This window comes from Kamptonema sp. UHCC 0994 (assembly GCF_029167235.1).
In the GTDB taxonomy this organism is placed as follows: Bacteria; Cyanobacteriota; Cyanobacteriia; order Cyanobacteriales; family Microcoleaceae; genus Kamptonema.
On sequence record NZ_JARFTR010000303.1, the window covers coordinates 1 to 15093 of the forward strand.

General features: G+C 42.8%; 16 protein-coding genes and 2 pseudogenes. 10 read left to right on the plus strand and 8 right to left on the minus strand.

The annotated features are described in order from the left end of the window. Positions 1 to 470: pseudogene (locus PY364_RS27575) on the plus strand (hypothetical protein); the annotation flags it as partial. 243 nt (positions 471 to 713) lie between these two features. Continuing rightward, complete coding sequence (locus PY364_RS27580) at positions 714 to 1967, plus strand: FHA domain-containing serine/threonine-protein kinase (RefSeq protein ID WP_275570897.1); 1254 nt, start codon at positions 714 to 716, stop codon at positions 1965 to 1967. 9 nt (positions 1968 to 1976) lie between these two features. Here PY364_RS27580 and PY364_RS27585 read toward each other — a convergent pair whose 3' ends face one another. Both PY364_RS27585 and PY364_RS27590 read right to left on the minus strand, forming a co-directional pair. Beyond that, a complete protein-coding gene (locus PY364_RS27585; RefSeq protein ID WP_275570898.1) occupies positions 1977 to 2195 on the minus strand; it encodes a DUF4327 family protein in 219 nt (72 codons plus the stop codon). Between the two features lie 314 nt (positions 2196 to 2509). Continuing rightward, the gene (locus PY364_RS27590) at positions 2510 to 3049 is read right to left on the minus strand and encodes a hypothetical protein (RefSeq protein WP_275570899.1); all 540 of its coding nucleotides are present in this window, start codon (positions 3047 to 3049) and stop codon (positions 2510 to 2512) included. 97 nt (positions 3050 to 3146) lie between these two features. Between PY364_RS27590 and PY364_RS27595 the strand changes: the two genes are divergently transcribed. Continuing rightward, positions 3147 to 4136, plus strand: a complete 990-nt coding sequence (locus tag PY364_RS27595; RefSeq protein WP_275570900.1) for an aspartate carbamoyltransferase catalytic subunit — start codon at positions 3147 to 3149, stop codon at positions 4134 to 4136. 107 nt (positions 4137 to 4243) lie between these two features. Here the strand turns inward: PY364_RS27595 and PY364_RS27600 are convergent. Together PY364_RS27600 and PY364_RS27605 are read right to left on the minus strand one after the other, a co-directional pair. Beyond that, a pseudogene (locus PY364_RS27600) lies at positions 4244 to 4579 on the minus strand (hypothetical protein); the annotation flags it as partial. A 129-nt stretch (positions 4580 to 4708) separates the two neighbouring features. Beyond that, positions 4709 to 5110, minus strand: coding sequence for an SH3 domain-containing protein (locus tag PY364_RS27605; protein WP_275570901.1), 402 nt, complete (start codon positions 5108 to 5110; stop codon positions 4709 to 4711). 329 nt (positions 5111 to 5439) lie between these two features. On the opposite strand from PY364_RS27605, the gene PY364_RS27610 reads away from it, so the two are divergent. The 6 genes from PY364_RS27610 (at position 5440) to PY364_RS27635 (ending at position 9927) form a co-directional block, all read left to right on the plus strand. Next, on the plus strand, positions 5440 to 5928 hold the full coding sequence (locus tag PY364_RS27610; protein WP_275570902.1) for a molybdenum cofactor biosynthesis protein MoaE: 489 nt from the start codon (positions 5440 to 5442) through the stop codon (positions 5926 to 5928). A gap of 122 nt (positions 5929 to 6050) precedes the next feature. Continuing rightward, on the plus strand, positions 6051 to 6710 hold the full coding sequence (locus PY364_RS27615) for a sigma-70 family RNA polymerase sigma factor (protein ID WP_275570903.1): 660 nt from the start codon (positions 6051 to 6053) through the stop codon (positions 6708 to 6710). Between the two features lie 140 nt (positions 6711 to 6850). Then, the gene (locus PY364_RS27620) at positions 6851 to 7441 is read left to right on the plus strand and encodes a zf-HC2 domain-containing protein (protein ID WP_275570904.1); all 591 of its coding nucleotides are present in this window, start codon (positions 6851 to 6853) and stop codon (positions 7439 to 7441) included. A gap of 275 nt (positions 7442 to 7716) precedes the next feature. After that, positions 7717 to 8418, plus strand: coding sequence for a CsgG/HfaB family protein (locus PY364_RS27625; protein WP_275570905.1), 702 nt, complete (start codon positions 7717 to 7719; stop codon positions 8416 to 8418). 141 nt (positions 8419 to 8559) lie between these two features. Further along, entirely contained in the window at positions 8560 to 9090 is a 531-nt protein-coding gene (locus tag PY364_RS27630; RefSeq protein WP_275570906.1) for a hypothetical protein, read from the plus strand. A gap of 270 nt (positions 9091 to 9360) precedes the next feature. Beyond that, on the plus strand, positions 9361 to 9927 hold the full coding sequence (locus tag PY364_RS27635; RefSeq protein WP_275570907.1) for a DUF2059 domain-containing protein: 567 nt from the start codon (positions 9361 to 9363) through the stop codon (positions 9925 to 9927). A 213-nt stretch (positions 9928 to 10140) separates the two neighbouring features. Here the strand turns inward: PY364_RS27635 and PY364_RS27640 are convergent, their stop codons facing one another. Further along, entirely contained in the window at positions 10141 to 11718 is a 1578-nt protein-coding gene (locus PY364_RS27640) for an NAD(P)H-hydrate dehydratase (protein ID WP_275570938.1), read from the minus strand. Between the two features lie 31 nt (positions 11719 to 11749). Here PY364_RS27640 and PY364_RS27645 point away from each other — a divergent pair, with 31 nt between their 5' ends. Beyond that, the gene (locus PY364_RS27645) at positions 11750 to 11884 is read left to right on the plus strand and encodes a hypothetical protein (protein ID WP_275570908.1); all 135 of its coding nucleotides are present in this window, start codon (positions 11750 to 11752) and stop codon (positions 11882 to 11884) included. A gap of 5 nt (positions 11885 to 11889) precedes the next feature. Here PY364_RS27645 and PY364_RS27650 read toward each other — a convergent pair whose 3' ends face one another. From PY364_RS27650 to PY364_RS27660, 3 genes are all read right to left on the minus strand, one after another. After that, on the minus strand, positions 11890 to 12546 hold the full coding sequence (locus PY364_RS27650) for a hypothetical protein (protein WP_275570909.1): 657 nt from the start codon (positions 12544 to 12546) through the stop codon (positions 11890 to 11892). Positions 12547 to 12551: 5 nt separating this feature from the next. Next, positions 12552 to 12773: a hypothetical protein gene (locus PY364_RS27655; RefSeq protein WP_275570910.1), complete on the minus strand. Its 222-nt coding sequence runs from the start codon at positions 12771 to 12773 to the stop codon at positions 12552 to 12554. Between the two features lie 68 nt (positions 12774 to 12841). Next, complete coding sequence (locus PY364_RS27660; protein WP_275570911.1) at positions 12842 to 15073, minus strand: P-loop NTPase fold protein; 2232 nt, start codon at positions 15071 to 15073, stop codon at positions 12842 to 12844. Positions 15074 to 15093: the final 20 nt, after the last annotated feature.

Consider the following 15093-nt stretch of genomic DNA (forward strand, 5'->3'; position numbering starts at 1 on the left):
TAGCTATCAAGTTTCAATGTCCAATAGTCTGTGAAGAATTAGACTTTACAACCAAGAAAGAGCAACTTAGGGAGCGTGGCAATAAATACGCTCGGATGCTATCAAGTTGGGCTTATTCTGAGTTTTTTAAGTTGTTAAACTCAATACTTTCTAACAGGGGTGTCGAGCTTTTAACGGTCAATCCTGCTTATTCTAGTATTATTGGCTTGGTCAAATATCTCAGGATGTATGGATTGGCTAGTGATGAATCGGCGGCGTTAGTTATCGGCCGTAGGGGAATGAAATTATCGGAAAAAATACCAGGCTCCTTAACCGCCTTTGTTGAGGTGAACTCAAGTAAGCACGTTTGGAGCCTGTGGAATCAACTTAATAAAAAAATCAAGCAATCTGGAATAATAACTAATAGACACGGTTATTATTCTAACTCTAACTGGGATTTCCTGGGCAACCTCGACATTGAGGAAGCGTAAGCGATAGGAAAGATTGCTTAAGAAACTTAAACCGCTGAGTCTTGCTAGGTTTGCCTAGATTTTTAAAAGCGGCTTCTAAACCATAATTCTTGATAGAAAGTGTGGACTTTGATTAGCTATTCCCTTCTTCCCTGAGCATCAGAGCATTGGAGCATCGTAGCCCCTTTCCCCTATTCCCCTATTCCCTTCTTCCCCTAGTCCCTAGTCCCTAGCCCCTAACCCCTTCTTCCTCTAGCTATAAATGTGTTGACTCTCACTCTCTTAGACCCCCAAAAACAGACTCCTCTGCAAAGCTGGATCTTTGATAGCGAGTCAATCATTCGCATTGGCAGAGCCCCAGAAAATCACGTTGTTATTCCCGATCCCTTAGTATCTCGGCAACACCTAGAATTGCGAAAAATTGATAATTCTGCATCTAACAGCACTTGGTTGCTCGTTAATCAGGGTACAAATGGGACTTTTATTAATGGTGTCTTGATATCTCAAGGTACAGTCTCGAACGATTCCCTGATCCAGCTAGCGCGAGGTGGGCCCATCCTGAAATTCCAGGTGAGTTCAGACATATTGGCTAATTTGCCGAATCGCCAATCCCCCATTCCCACTCCTAAACTCCTCCCTGTTTGTCATCACATTGGCAACCCGCCGGGAACTTTATTCTGCATCCACTGCGGTAAACCAATTAGCGTGGAACGCACGATTCGCCAATATCAAGTATTGCGAACTTTAGGTCAAGGGGGGATGGGGACTACAACTTTAGCCTGGGATAGTAATAAGGCGCGATCGCAACAGCCCGGAGTTCCCCCCGCCGCATCTTTGGTAGTCCTCAAGGAAATGAATGCGGACATGGCCCAAATCGCCAAAGCTCAAGAACTTTTTGAAAGGGAGGCCCGCACCCTTAAAGCACTAAATCATCCCGGTATTCCTCAGTTTTTTGACTTTTTCGTGGAAGGGGGAAAGAAATACTTGGCAATGGAGATGCTTCACGGTCAAGATTTAGAAAAACGCATTTATCAGCGGGGGCCTGTAACTCCCCAACAGGGGATCGAGTGGATGATTCAAACCTGCGAGGTGTTGGAGTACATCCACTCGCAACAGCCCCCGATTATTCATCGAGACATCAAGCCTGCTAATTTGCTGGTACGCCACCGTGACAACGGCATCACGGTACTCGATTTTGGTGCTGTCAAAGAAATAGGCACGCCCGCTGGTACTCGCATCGGTGTTGAGGGCTACACCGCCCCGGAACAAGACCGGGGTCAGCCGCTAACTCAATCGGATTTGTATGCTATTGGCCCAACACTAATTTTTTTGCTAACGGGGGAAAGCCCCCAAAAGTTTTACGGTAAGAGAGGTCGGGATTTCGGGTTCAACGTGGAAAGGGTTCCAACGATCGCGCCGAAATTACGGACTTTAATTGCGCGGACAACAGAGCCGAAACCAGGCGATCGCTATCCTACAGCTAAAAAACTGGCTGAAGCTCTAACAGGCTGCCTTTAGAAAACTTTTTTAGTCTTCATCCCAACCTTCGACAACTAGCAACTCGCTAACGGGGTCTTGCATTGAAAAATCAAACTCTTGGAGTTGTTGTTTCCAGTACGGCCAATCGTCTCCGTACAGTAAAGCAATTTTCCACAGACTATCTGTCGGTTTGATGATATTCGATTTCACAAGTGAATGCACCTGACGCTGAAATTTGACCATCGGGTGTAAAACCTGCTGGGTCATAGTACCTCTTGAATTTTTTAAATCTTCTGTAATCAAGACTTCTCTGCTCTCACTTTTTGCCGATGTGTAGATTTTTGTTGAGAAGTCACCATCTAATCTTTTAGCGTACTACCGTTACTTTTGACAAGTAGGTATAAGTAAGACTGAAGATTAAAGGCTAACCTCAAAGAATTAATCATGGAACTGAGAAGAAAACTTTTAAACTTTTTAGTCCTTTTGAGAGAACTTTTGCTGTGAGGCGGGGGTTTCAACCCTGCCGGACGGTCGGTTTAAGCTTAAGTTGATACCAGCAGCGCCCATCCTACTACTGGGTACTAGAGCCAAATTTCTTTACCCTCCTCTGTAAACCGTACCTGTTTAATCTGCCATCCTCGATTCCCGATTAGGGTTTGGCGCAGACCACCAAACAAGGCTAACTGTTCGCAGTTGGAGAGAGAGGCTAATTGGCGTTTGGAGTTGGGAGGAATACGTAAATCTATTATAGCTAAACTTTTATGCCGATCCAGAATTACCCGATAACTCAAGTCAAAGTCGGTAGTGTACTGTTGTTCTAGCACCTTTGCCACTGCTGCCTCAATGGAGTGTTCTACTGGAAGAGTGACATTTTCAGAAATCAAAGCTTGACACTGGCTGTCTACTTCATAAATCTTGGCTGTCACAGTATCGGGAGCCGCTGGAGCCTCAAATTCTGGCAGGATTTGGGGAGGAAAACTTTCAGGCTTTGGCGTGGCTGTGGGTGATGGGATGGGGGGGATAGATTCTCCGATCTCAGGGGGTAGCGCCGTGCAACTATTTAAGCTAAATATAATCAGGCTGGCGGCAAAGGCCGCCTGGTATTGTTGGATACTGTTCATAAATAAACCACCAAACTCTTTACATGGATTCGGTGGGGTTTTCAACAGCTCCGCAGGAAAAAGTAGTTAATCCAAAATCTAAAATCTAAAATCTAAAATGGCTATGGTTTGGACTCGTCGCCACATTCTCTCTCTTGCTGATTTTACTCCCAATGAATACGACGGGGTACTACAAACTGCTGCGAGTTTTAGAGAAGTGCTTGGTCGCCGCACAAAGAAGGTGCCGGCGCTACAAGGTCAAGTAGTGGCTAATTTATTTTTTGAGCCTTCCACTCGGACTCGTAATAGTTTTGAGTTGGCGGCGAAGCGTTTATCGGCGGATACGTTGAATTTTACGCCAGGAAGTTCTTCTCTGAGTAAGGGGGAGACTATTTTAGATACGGCGAAGACTTATTTGGCGATGGGAACGGATATGATGGTAATTCGCCACGAGCAGGCTGGAGTACCGATGGCGATCGCGCAGGAAATGGATCGTTTAGGAGCGAAAGTTAGCGTACTAAATGCCGGAGATGGTCAGCACGAACATCCTTCTCAAGGTTTGTTAGATTTATTTACTATCTGTTCGCTCTTAGATGCAGAAAGCCCTCGTCTAGAACTTTTAGCTGGTAAAAAAATTGCTATTGTTGGCGATATTCTGCATTCGCGGGTAGCTCGATCTAATATTTGGAGTTTAACTGCAACGGGAGCGGAAGTTCATTTGGCGGGGCCACCTACTTTGTTACCATTATTATTTGGTGAGTGTGGGAATGGTAGGGAAGGCAAATTATTTTTGCATTGGAAAGTTGAACCTGCTTTGCAAGATGCCGATTTTGTGATGGCGCTACGGCTGCAAAAGGAACGGATGGGTCAGCATTTGTTGCCGAGTTTGCGGGAATATCATCAGTTGTTTGGCATTACGCGCGATCGCCTTAAACTCTGCAAACCTCATGTTAAAGTTTTACATCCGGGCCCTGTTAATCGAGGTGTGGAAATTAGCTCAGACTTAATGGATGATGCCCAATTTAGTTTGATTTCTCAACAAGTTACCAGCGGCGTTGCTGTGCGGATGGCTTTACTCTATTTGATGGGGGGAGGTAAGCTTCATTAATTCAGGACTTACGTATTACTTAACGTAACGCCGCCATCTTGGCGGTGACTTGACCGCCAAGATGGCGGCGTTACGGGTACTTTGCGTAAGTCCTAATAAAGAAAGAAGAGAAATTCCATCACGATCGCGACATTAGCACCATCAGTATTAGGGGTATAACTACGGCGAATTACCCCGGCTGCGAGAGGATGTACTTGAGGCACATAAAACCAGTCTGGAGCTTTGACTACAATCTTTTTATTGACAGTGGCGACTAGCCCCAAATTCGAGCCAATTAGCATTTCTGACTGGATATGTCCTGCGGCTCCCAGTGCATCGGTGAGGCCAGCCGCGAGAGAAGGTTGTTGAATATTTTCCACCGGATCGTCGGGTAATACGAAGTTAGCTGGTAGGGGTTCCCAGGTGACGCTTGGTGTTTTAATAGATGGGGCTTCGAGTACCATTATATTAACCCTCAACCAAAAATTTTGTGCAAATTTGTCTATACTAACATTAACTCAAATTGCTAGTTATTGTACAAAAAAAGCCCACTGAGTGGGCTTAGCAAAGTTCAACTAATTCTGACAATTCAATTAGTTATAGCAGGGGCGACATTTATACCCACCGCAGGAAGAAGAAACGTGACCGTAGCCTAGCCATTGGGAAGCTACCCAGCCACCACCTTTGATTTGAGCCCAACCATTTTTATAACGACCAGTTAGGCGGACATGAGTGCCGTTGTGTAGTTTACGCCCTACGCAATATTCGATTCCAGGGCCACAGCGGACATTGAGGCGACCGCCATTAGTGCTGACATAGGCGGCGTGGGCTTCAGCAGGTACGGCCATTACGGATACTGCAACTGCAAGACCTGCAAGACCGATCCATGCAGAACTAGGAATTTTCAGGCCTAACTCCTCAAGGGATCTTAGCTTAGGCTCCGAGTCCAGATTTTCGTAGGCAACGTAGGAATGGGTAAATGCTAATGTTTCCATAATTTCCTGATTTAACGTTACATTGGTCTAGCTAAACTCACGTAAAAATCCTTATTTCAAAAGAATTGCCTATGGGTCAGAGGACACATTAGCAAAATTGCTTGTTGTTTGTTTTTTTGAATTTTAGGGAATTTTACTGAGGAGCGACAGACAACACCATAACACTTACCTTGTTTCTTGCAAATAAAAATCCAATAAAATTTACAAATCCTCAAGATCAATTTGCAAAACCGACAACTACGATTTTTATCAGCACTGATTTTGAGCGATTGATACAGGATCGCTCAAAATAAATTCAAGCTCAGTTGCATCACCACCATTGCTAACCCATGAATACAGTCACAATTTCCCTAAACACTATTTCCTCAGATCGCCATTCCAAAGATAGTTTTGCCATCACTTTTGCTCCGTTATCAGTGGAAGAAATATATAATTTAGCAGATGACGCGGCTAATGGAGCTGTGGTAATGATGAGCGGTACTGTACGCAATCAAACTGATGGTAAACCTGTAGTTGCTTTGGAGTATCAAGCTTACGAACCGATGGCTGTCCGAGTATTCCAGCAGATCGCAGCCGAGATTCGCCATCAGTGGCCAGATGTCAATCGGGTGGTAATTCACCACCGCGTTGGGCGATTGGAGATTGGCGAAATCAGTGTATTGGTGGCTGTTGGCTGTCCCCACCGTTCAGAAGCTTTTGCAGCTTGCCAATACGGGATCGATACTTTGAAACACAATGCCCCGATCTGGAAAAAAGAATTTTCTAGTGACGGTTCAAGCAGTTGGGTTAGTATAGGAGCGTGCGAAGCTAATTGTTAGATGTTGAGGTCTTGTTGACAGCAAACTGCAACCGAGATATCAAGGTTTGCGACAATTAGGGAACTCACGCATTCAGGGGTGCGTCATTAAAAGCGGAAAGTGTGACAAGCGAATTTCCGCCCATGAGTCATTTTATTTCTGTACCCTGGTCTACGGTTGAGGCGACCGTTCCTCAAGTGCAATTGCCAGCCGAAAAACTTTCTAACTATGATTTGGTCTTGCGTTGCCAAGAAGGGCTGCGCCCCGATCGCGTGGCTTTTTCCGAACTGCTGCGTCGCTATCAGTCTCACGTCGAGAGGGTTCTATACCACTTGGCACCGGATTGGCAAGATCGGGCAGATTTGGCTCAGGAGGTCTGGATTCGAGTCTACCGGAATATTAAGCGCTTGCAAGAGCCTGCTAAATTCCGAGGTTGGCTCAGCCGCATTGCCACAAACTTGTTTTATGATGAGTTGCGAAAACGCAAGCGGGTTCGTCCCCCAATGTCTCTGGATGCTCCCCGCTTCCTAGAAGATGGGGAGATGGATTGGGAAATTGCAGCGGACTCTCCGGGGCCTGATGAAGATTTGACAACTAGGGAATTTTACGATCAGTTACACGAAGCGATCGCAGATTTGCCAGAAGTATTCCGCACGACTATTGTTCTTAGGGAAATCGAAGGGTTAGCCTATGAGGAAATAGCGGAAATTACTGGTGTTTCCCTGGGAACTGTGAAGTCAAGAATTGCTCGTGCTCGCCAGAGACTTCAGCAACAATTGCAAAAGTATCTGGATGGTCGGTAGTTTAGGTGTTTGAGACGGTAGTGTGAGGTTTTGGTAAAGTTTTCCTTTGACTCCAAACTTCTCTTTTAAGATCGTAACTAAAGGATATTTTGCTGAGTAACAAGCGTGTGAGTTCCGAAATCTGATGAGGTGGTGTGGCTATGAATTCTAACTTTGAGTCTGATAAAAATCACAAACAGCACTTCCTACGGGATTCACTCGCTGGGAATTCAGCTCCTAACAATCAGCGGCAGGGTGCTATAAATACCATGATGCGAGATCGGTTTGAATTGCTTAGTGCTTACCTTGATGGTGAAGTGACGGCTGCTGAACGCCGCCAAGTTGAAGAGTGGCTGGCCGCCGATCCCTCGGTTCGCGGCTTGTACGATCGCTTGATTTCTTTGCGACACGGCTTGCAGGAGATGCCTGTACCGGTTGTACAGCAACCTGCACAAGATTTGGCAAATCTGGTTTTCCAACAAGTTGACCGCAGGCGGAATCGGACTCTGGTTTGGGCGGGAGGTGCGATCGCAGCGATGTTTGTAGCGATGATGTCGGGTGTGGTATCTGACCAAAAATTATTTACTCCCCAGTTGGCCGGAGCTCCGGTACCTGCGACTGCTGACGGTTTGATGCTCGCTTTGAATGAGCCTGTGGTTGATATAGTGAATCCTAATGATTTGATGCTAACTGTAAATGAGCCTGTGGTAGAAATTCCCAAGCCGCGTTCAGGAACCTCGACAAGGCAGTAATAGTTAACTGTTAACGGTTAACTGTTAACTGTTAACAGTAATGGCTAATGGCTGATTGCTAATTGCTAATTGCTAATTGGAGGTAAAGTAATTAATCACTATATGGAGATTTTGTTTTAAGCGATCGCTAAAAATTAGCGATCTCGTAATGATTTGTAATTCAACGGAAGTCGCGGCGTTTTTAGGGTATTTTTTATAAAAATTAGCCTGACATCCGGCTAGCGGGTGAATTATTCTGGAATTTAGTAAAGTTCACCTCAGAGGAGTAAAGATAGATGAAAGTCACCTGGATGACTCGTTTAATGCGAATTTCTCTTGCAGCTCTACTATTCACTGCTGCATCCTTACCAGCTACACTCGCACCTGCCGCCAGCGAACCTGCACAGAGACAAGCTCAAGCAGGCCAGAAAAAGCGCCTCGTAGTTATGGACTTTGACTATGGTACCAGTAATAGTTACTACAGCTCTTACAGAGGCGTAGGAGCAGCTAAAGGCATTAGCGAAATGCTGATTAATGAACTTGTGAATAATGGCACATACACCATAGTCGATCGCAGCAAACTAGAGCAGGTTCTCAGACAGAAAAACCGCGTAGCATCAGTTGATGCTGCCACAGCAGCAGAAATCGGCAAGGAACTAGGTGTAGACGCGGTACTCATCGGTACTATTACCCGATTTAACGTCGATAAGCAGTCAGGTGGTGGCGGTGGTTTTATGGGAATAGGCGGCAGTTCTTCTAAAACTAAAGCCAATGTCCAGATTGATGCGCGGCTCATTAGCACTACTACTGGTGATATCCTGGCTACTGCTAAAGGCATAGGAGAAGCAGATCAAAGCGAAAGCAGTGTTTCTGTAAGGGGTATTAGCGGTAGTTCTTCCAGTGGCAGTAATGAGGACGATCTTTTAAGTGTTGCCGTTCAAAAAGCAGTAGCACAAATGGTAACTAAATTGTCTGAAGTTTCTACCAAAATCCCTTAATAGTTAACAGTTAATAGTTAACTGTTAACTGTTAACTGGTAAGCTGTTGTGCATTTAAATTAGGTATAATAGAAACTTAATTTATTGAATCAGTTTAAATGCACAACAGCTTAAGTTGCAATTAGTAATTAGGAAAATACTATGTTAAAATTCCTTTTTGCATTATATTTTTCAATTTACATCTTGTTAGTAAATACCACAAATAACCAGAGCAAGTTTATTTATAATTTTTTAAAATTGGCAAAGTTGTCAACAATTATCAACCTAGAAAATCGGGGATTGAACGAAATAAAAGTCAGTAAAAATACTAACTATAACTTGTTGGAAACCTCGCTACAACAATCAATTCAAGATGAAGTACATCGCACTTTTAGAAGACTAAAACCGATTTTCAATACTTGGTTAATTATTCTGCTGATGTTGTCTACAGGCGGAGTTGCATGGATTTGGCTATTACTCGGAAAATTAGCTAAAGAAACAGAGGTTTGCAGTCAAGAAATTGACAGTATTAAATACGACACGCTTTCTCAAATTAATTATCTCAGCGCTGATGCAAAAAATGTATTAAGTGAAATTCAAGAAAACCTGATAATTGCTAAGCAGCAAAAGTTGGTGGTCGATCCTACTAACAAGATATCTTCACCAAAAGAAGAGAGCGTAGTTAATGATTAACAGCTTAGATGCGTAGCTGCTTAGTTGAAAATGTCTTAACCGTCGTGGCGGTTGCTATATATGCTAAAAATATCTAATGACCTGAGTGTAAGTAGCTGGACAAAAATAAAGAATGTCATTGCGAGCCCAGCGTTGGCGAAGCCTGCCCGTTAGGGCTTAGCAATCTCAAAGCGCAAGCGAATTGCTTCGCTTGGCTCGCAATGACATGATTACGTTTATTTATGTCCGACTACTTAGCACAAACAATCCAAATTCAGAGGTTCTAAAAATATGCTTAAGAAATTAACAATTGCCCTCGGTATCTCCGGGTTAATCCTCTTATTACCAGTGGGAAGTGCGTTCGCAAATGAAGCGATATCGCCAGAGAAGCGGGTTTTAATTGAAGAGCTTTTAGCTATTACTGAAGCTGACAAAAATATCAACCAACTCATGGATTCAATGTTAGCTCAGTTAGAGCAACAGTTACCAACTATTATCTCTAACGCATTGAAAACTACATCTAACCAAAGCAATGATGATTTGCAGCAGCAAAGCATTGAAATGGCGAGGCGCGTCATCCGTCGATACCGAGAAGTATTGCCTCAGAAAATTAATTTGGCTCAATATGTACAGGAAGTTAGTTACTCACTGTATGCTAAATATTTTAGCGAAAGCGAACTCAAAGACTTGATAGCTTTCTACCGTACTTCAACGGGAAGAAAAACAATTGACGTTATGCCTCGACTGTTTGCGGAGTCTATGCAGCAATTCAATGAAAAGTTACTCCCGGAAATGATGAATATTATGAAAGAAATTGTTGAAGATGAAATCGGAAAAACTCCCACAATTAACAAGTGATTGTGGGAGTTTTTAGTTGTAGGATAGGAGGCTAATGGCTAATGGCTAATGGCTAATTGTTAATGGCTAATTGCTAATGGCTAATTGTTAATGGCTAATTGCTAATGGCTAATTGCTAATTGTTAATGGCTAATGGTTAATGGCTAATTGCTAATTGTTAATGGCTAATGGTTAATGGCTAATTGCTAATTGCTAATGGCTAATGGCTAATTGTTAATGGCTGAAATCGTTATGGAGGGCCGAAATTAAATATTGTGTCAAGGTAAAAGCGTCTACTCCTAACTCTGTGCGCTCATTTGCTGCAACTATTCCGGCTTGTGCGTGCCACCAAACTGCTGTTTCTACTACTGATTCTACAGGCTCATTCTTAGCGGCTGCTTGAGCCCAAAGCCCTGCTAGCAAACCTGTGAGTACGTCGCCGCTACCTCCTCTGGCTAGGGCGGGAGTGCTTTGGGGATTAATTACGGTTGAGACTTTGCCGATCGCATCTTTCCAAGAGATGCAAACTCTAGCTCCTTTCAATAATACTACAGCACCGCTGAGTTCAGCCGCTTGTTGAGTTACTACTATGCGATCGCCCATTTTATGGGCTAAATCTGGAAATAAACGCTTAAATTCCCCTGGGTGCGGCGTGATAACTGTTGGGGCTTTCCGTGTCGATAAGGTGGGAATTGTGCCGAATTGGGCGAGGATATTTAAACCGTCAGCGTCTAGAATCAGGGGGCGATCGCTTTCTAATATACTTTTTACTATAAGTGCGGGTTCGGATGTGAGGCCAGGGCCGCAGGCGATCGCATCGTAAGCACCGAAATCTAAACCTAGTGGCAATTGGCTAATTGCGCCTTCTGTCGTCTCTGAACAGCCTATAACCAGTGCTTCCGGCAATTGAGCGGCTACCAGCAGTTTAAGGCTTTCTGGGGCGGCAATGGAGAGCATTCCCACACCACTAGCACGAGCTCCCAGGGCCGCCAAAATCGCTGCACCAGTGTAGCGGCGGGAACCTGCAACGATGAGCAAATGGCCGTTAGTATACTTGTGAGAGTCGGGGCGGCGAGGGAGGGGAAGGTGTGCGATCGCAGATGCTTTCACAATGCGCTTTACCGCCGGAGATTCGCCGAGTACAGCAGTTATATCTGCGATCTGGATATCAAAATCAATTAATTCTGCTGTACCAATATATTCTAAAGCCTGGTCTTGCAAAAATGCCAACTTCCACAAACCCAAACAAAAGGTATTAGTAGCACGAATAGCTGTCCCTAAAATTGCTCCGGTATCTGTGTGCAATCCCGATGGAATATCAATACTAAAAATTGGTTTTTTCCAGCTATTAATTTCATCAATAGCAGCCGCAACTGGGTTAACTATTTCTCGTTCTAAACCAAACCCAAACAAGCCATCGATCAGCACATCGCATTTTTTTAAATTTTCAATATCCTCAAAATAGGGAATATTTAAAGAGCGCACATACTGAGAATGACAAGCTGTTAAATCTTTAAGTTTAGAAAAAGGGCAATAGATAATTACCTGATACCCTTGGAAGTGTAACTCGCGGGCTACAACTAAAGCATCGCCGCCATTATGTCCAGGGCCAACTAATACGCCAATCATCGGTGAAGAAGAATGGGTAATATTTTTTTCTCTTGACGTTAAAATTTCTTGAATCCGTTTTGCAATCAGTCCAGCCACTTTTTCCATTAAAGCTGGCACTGGCATTCCAGCAACAAAGATGCGTTTTTCAATCTCCCGCATTTCGTTAGCAGTGACAAGAAATTGCTCAATATGATTTGTCATTTGTTCAATTGACTGCATAGCTCGTTGCCAAATGCTTAATTACGATCGTAATGTAACAGATTTTAGACCAATAGAAGGTCATCGAGCCGGGGTTGATGTGCTTGGCGATCGCGTTTCACCTGTCGGGAAAAAATGTAACGTCCAAACACGCTTTTGGGACTGCTAAACTACTCACTGGTTCCATTCTACTTGAACAGACTTGATTTCCTGTTCGTTGTAAGCGGCGACGTTGGCCTTTACATTCCCATTTGACCAACTCATGCCTTGGACATGATACTTATAGTTATCTCCGTATTTTGAGCGGGCTAATTCAACTGCTTTAGCGCCCGCTGGGCCATCTACTGTGAAGCGCATGATGCCAGTAAGTAATACAACGAGGGCTATTCCAAGAATGAATGCAAGCTTGGGAGTTGAGGCAGAATGACCAGATTTAAGGCTGGCGGATACTACAGAGGGATCGCGCAGTTGTGTGTAAATCCACCAGAGAAGTGCGATCGATATAATTTTAACTAAAAATGACATAGAAAGACCGACCGGATCGAGGCGAAATTCAATTTCCCAAAGTTCTGCTGGCTTCAAAAAGGGAATTAGTATGAATAGGTTGCTGATGAAGTTAGAAATCCCGAAGGCGGCAACCCAAGTGACTATAGAAACGGCACGCAGGCTACCTCTGATGAGAGATACACCAGCTACAACAGCTAAGATACTAAAGCTGGATGAATGGTTCTGATGTTGTGATATTGAATAGATCGTATACGCGATATCGACTATGCCAATCGCGATCAGTGCAATTCCTACTCGTTTTAAAATGGTGCGATAATTATACATTTGTTTTAAAAAGATCGCTCTGGCTCTAACTCTTGTGTTTTGCCTGCAATGTGTTCAGTCATTGCCTCGGCTGCAAGTTTAGCCAACAAATTTGGGGAACGTGCAAACGACTCATCCCAACGACGCTCATCTTCAAGTTCTTCTAATATCATCGTTGCGATCGCATCTTGCTCATTAGAAGGTAAAGTTTTCAATCGCGCGATCGCTCGTTCAAGTAACTCAGTCATAGCTAACACACTTTGACAATGAAAAAGACATTATAACTAATTATAACATATTCTCTTCACGAATTGGATTAGTTGTTACTGCTGCCAACCTCTTCGATTACAAATTGGTGAATAAAAGCAAACTGACTTACAACTTTTTCGTCTAACGATCGCTGCTGATTATCTGACTCGTAGTATTCTGGATTATCTAGTTTTGAACCATAGATATTCTGAAGTAACTGATATATGAGACTAGGCTCTATATATTCAGCTAAGCTATTATATTGATTTCGTTCAAAATCCCATTTACGCGCTCTATAATCTGGTAAACTATACAGTGTCGGCAGATAACATTTCAGAAATTCAACGACACTTTTCGGATTCTGATTTAAGGCTTCTAAAAGATACTTTTTTACTTCCTCTTTATCTCCCCAATGAGACCATACATATAATAAGCTGCTAAAATCTTCAGGGAATTGAATATAGAGGGGAGATATTTGAGATATTTCTTTAATTCTTTGACTGAAAGCTTCACCGATAATACGCTCTTGATCGACAGAAAAATGCCGTTCTATTTCCTCTCTTTCTTTAAGTGGAACCAGACATCTAAAGCACTTAATTGCAAATGAAATAGGCTTTGCATCTAAAACTATTTGCTTGGCAACGTTGACTTTTATTTGATCGTCCGAAATATTTTCAACAAGTTTGCCGATAAGTATCTCAGCACTAGACAAATATCTACTCAAAAAAGTCTTCTCCTTTGAGAAAATATCTCCACTCAGAGAAATTGCAAGAGCAAGATTTTGGGAACTTGACGAAGAAAGCTTTTCTATTCTACTATTTAGCTTCAGGATAAATAGGTCGGCTCGTTGATCTCCAACAATTTGATGGATGTTCGATATAGTCGTTTCAACAGAGTTATCCTGTATCTGAGATAGAAAGGACGTAAGTTCTTGATCGGAAATATCATGATCTGAGATTGAGTAGGAGAAAAATCGAGAAAAATAGTGAGAAGAAGAGGCTCTTTGATCTATATCCCATTCTCCTCTCCAACCATTAGAAACATAATCACTATTGCCAAGAGTCTGGTTTACGCAGGGAAACAAAGCTTTCAAGAGATTTTTTGCAGATTTTTCTTCATCAGTAGTTAAACCCTGAATCCCCTTGTTGATAATTTCAAGACTGCGCTTTTTGTAATCTTCACCATTGTAAGTAAACGGTGAAACTGAGAAAATATCAGGATTATTTTTCACGACCTCGTATAATGCTGGATAGAATAGTCTCATTCCCTCAATCAGCATTAAATCGGGATAATTAACTTCTCCTTTCAATATAGGTAAAGAAAACGCAAGGGCATTTATATAGCGTTTTACCATTCTCGGTGTTTTAACCCGTATCTCTAAACCGTCAATGAAATGATTAAGGAAGTGATATCGAAATTGCTCCTCAGAAATTTGAATATTTGCATCTTTTAGAACCTCTTCTATTCCTACCATACAATATTCAAGCAAAGCTACTCGATCGGCCTTGGGTAAGTTTAACGGAACCTGAATTATCTTTTCTAAAAAATTTCTTCCCGCCTTAATATCTCCAGAGCCATACCTTTCACTGAGAGCAGAAGCTACCATCTCCTCATCAAAGGCTAAAACATAGGCTGTATAGTCAAAATCCGCAGATAATTTCACAAGTTTAAATACAGCTTGAATCTCGTTCTTATCAAGCCTGTCTATATCATCCATTAGGACAACTACACGCTTCCCCTCATTTTTAAGAAGGGACTCGATTCTCTTTTTCAATTCCTCTAGTTCAACAGATGAAAGTCCTTTACCTACTGCTTGAATCCCTTGACCGAGATTAACTCGAACAACACCAAAATTGAAAGTTAACGCATTAAGTCCAAGTCCACTTGAATACTTGTCAAGCCATTTGCCTACCTCTTCTGAGTGAGAAGCTATAGATTTTCCAATTGCTTCTGCCAAGGCTTGAAAAAATCCTTTGATCAAACTGGCTTCATCAGTAAATCGCCAAGGATTAAATTTGACACAAATGATTTCATCCGATTCTTTAAGGTTCCTTTCAATAAAATTAAGGACTGTTGTTTTACCGTCACCCCAAGGACCATAAATTCCTATAACAAGGCTGCTTGGATCGTTTCGAGAAGCAATCGTTTGTGCAACTCTTTGGGAAAAAGACCAGCGCTTAAACTTGTCTTGTTCCGGGTTATTAACAGGAGCGTCAATGGTATAGATATCATTTGGCTCCAGAACATTTGAATCGGGTGCAAGCGCATTTACTTTATCTTGATGCTGTTGATTATTCACAAACAATCTCTTGAAAAACT

Excerpts from the sequence above, each read along its gene's own strand:
- PY364_RS27585 (WP_275570898.1), bottom strand. The coding sequence starts at position 2,195 with ATGACCCAGCAGGTTTTACACCCGATGGTCAAATTTCAGCGTCAGGTG.
- PY364_RS27590 (WP_275570899.1), bottom strand. The coding sequence starts at position 3,049 with ATGAACAGTATCCAACAATACCAGGCGGCCTTTGCCGCCAGCCTGATT.
- PY364_RS27595 (WP_275570900.1), top strand. The coding sequence starts at position 3,147 with ATGGCTATGGTTTGGACTCGTCGCCACATTCTCTCTCTTGCTGATTTT.
- PY364_RS27605 (WP_275570901.1), bottom strand. The coding sequence starts at position 5,110 with ATGGAAACATTAGCATTTACCCATTCCTACGTTGCCTACGAAAATCTG.
- PY364_RS27610 (WP_275570902.1), top strand. The coding sequence starts at position 5,440 with ATGAATACAGTCACAATTTCCCTAAACACTATTTCCTCAGATCGCCAT.
- PY364_RS27615 (WP_275570903.1), top strand. The coding sequence starts at position 6,051 with ATGAGTCATTTTATTTCTGTACCCTGGTCTACGGTTGAGGCGACCGTT.
- PY364_RS27620 (WP_275570904.1), top strand. The coding sequence starts at position 6,851 with ATGAATTCTAACTTTGAGTCTGATAAAAATCACAAACAGCACTTCCTA.
- PY364_RS27625 (WP_275570905.1), top strand. The coding sequence starts at position 7,717 with ATGAAAGTCACCTGGATGACTCGTTTAATGCGAATTTCTCTTGCAGCT.
- PY364_RS27630 (WP_275570906.1), top strand. The coding sequence starts at position 8,560 with ATGTTAAAATTCCTTTTTGCATTATATTTTTCAATTTACATCTTGTTA.
- PY364_RS27635 (WP_275570907.1), top strand. The coding sequence starts at position 9,361 with ATGCTTAAGAAATTAACAATTGCCCTCGGTATCTCCGGGTTAATCCTC.
- PY364_RS27640 (WP_275570938.1), bottom strand. The coding sequence starts at position 11,718 with ATGACAAATCATATTGAGCAATTTCTTGTCACTGCTAACGAAATGCGG.
- PY364_RS27645 (WP_275570908.1), top strand. The coding sequence starts at position 11,750 with ATGCTTAATTACGATCGTAATGTAACAGATTTTAGACCAATAGAAGGT.
- PY364_RS27650 (WP_275570909.1), bottom strand. The coding sequence starts at position 12,546 with ATGTATAATTATCGCACCATTTTAAAACGAGTAGGAATTGCACTGATC.
- PY364_RS27655 (WP_275570910.1), bottom strand. The coding sequence starts at position 12,773 with ATGACTGAGTTACTTGAACGAGCGATCGCGCGATTGAAAACTTTACCT.